The sequence below is a fragment of the Subtercola boreus genome (genome assembly GCF_003399625.1).
GTDB lineage: Bacteria > Actinomycetota > Actinomycetes > Actinomycetales > Microbacteriaceae > Subtercola > Subtercola boreus_C.
Window position 1 is genome coordinate 1 of sequence record NZ_NBXA01000072.1, and the last position, 1,198, is coordinate 1,198.

General features: G+C 64.5%; 1 pseudogene. It reads right to left on the reverse strand.

What is annotated here, in order from left to right:
• Positions 1–134: 134 nt before the first annotated feature.
• Positions 135–1,100 (reverse strand): annotated as a pseudogene (locus B7R21_RS19275) (IS30 family transposase); the annotation flags it as partial.
• Positions 1,101–1,198 lie beyond the last annotated feature (98 nt).

Here is a 1,198-nt window from a genome sequence, read left to right on the forward strand (position 1 = left end):
ACAGGGCCTTTCTCGAGCTGGTGTGTGGTCGAAGACCATCAGCATCGAGGGAGGCCCGCTTCTATGCGCGGAAGCGACCCGGGGTGGGGAATTTCAGTGAGCAGAACTGGGGAATTTCAGTGAGCGCTGTCAGTTTGCCGGGGTAAGTGAACCAGCATCGCGAACCGGGTCGTTCGACAGATCAGCGTCGCGATCGCGGACCGGTTCAAACCTATGATCAGGTCACCTTCCCAGTGCCCGGCAACCATCCGGTCCTCCGCTTTGGCTGGCCGTTTGTTTAGTGTCGTGGCGTCGGTGACGTGCGCCCACGCCTGCTGCTGCGTCCTGGCCCTGGGCATTCGTTTCGTGCGTCCGTGGCGCAGATGCCAGGACTGCTTCCGGCTCAGACCACCCCGCGCAGGCACGTACAGGGCCTGATAGATCGCTTCGTGCGATATCCGCATTGACGGGTCATCGGGAAACTCGACCGGGAGCCGGTTCGCGATCTGTTGCGGACTCCACGCGGTGACCCACTCCCGATCCCCGCGGTGCGGTTTGTTCTTTCCATCCCACGCCGGCCCCGCCGGGCCCAGGCGGTCACCATCGGTGGTGCGGACATGCCCGCTGAGCTTGTCAGCAACGTAAGCACGCAGCAGCTCGTTGGCGACGAGTTTCGCTGTCCTCGGCCGGCGGGCACGACGTTCGGTGTGCCACTGCGCGGTGGAGGCTTTGTAATCCAGCCGGTACGACCTTGTTGATGCGTTCCGGCGCAGCTCACGAGAGATCGTCGACGGGCTCCGGCCCAGCCGCCGAGCGATCTCTCGCACCCCGCAGCCCTGCGCCCGCCACAATGCGATCTCCTCACGATTACCTGACGTCAGATACCGTCCCGACAGTGCCGGGGCCAACTGGGGATTCACCCCGCCAGCGTGCACGAACCACCGATGCGCGACCGGCTCCGACACACCCGCCGCGACGCCCGCGTCCCGGGTCTTCGCACCCACCGCTATCGCGGCCCAAAACCGTACCCGGTCCTCCCGCCACGCGACCGTCGGACGTCCCGGTGACACCATCTGACCCCGATACGCCCGCACCTGCTTCTGCTGATTCCCCGAACCCATCAAACACCTCCACGATCAGGTGTTGCATCAACCAGTTGAACACGGCCAATTCAGATCCAAACGCGTCGTGCGGCTGCTGAAGAACAACGGGCTGCACG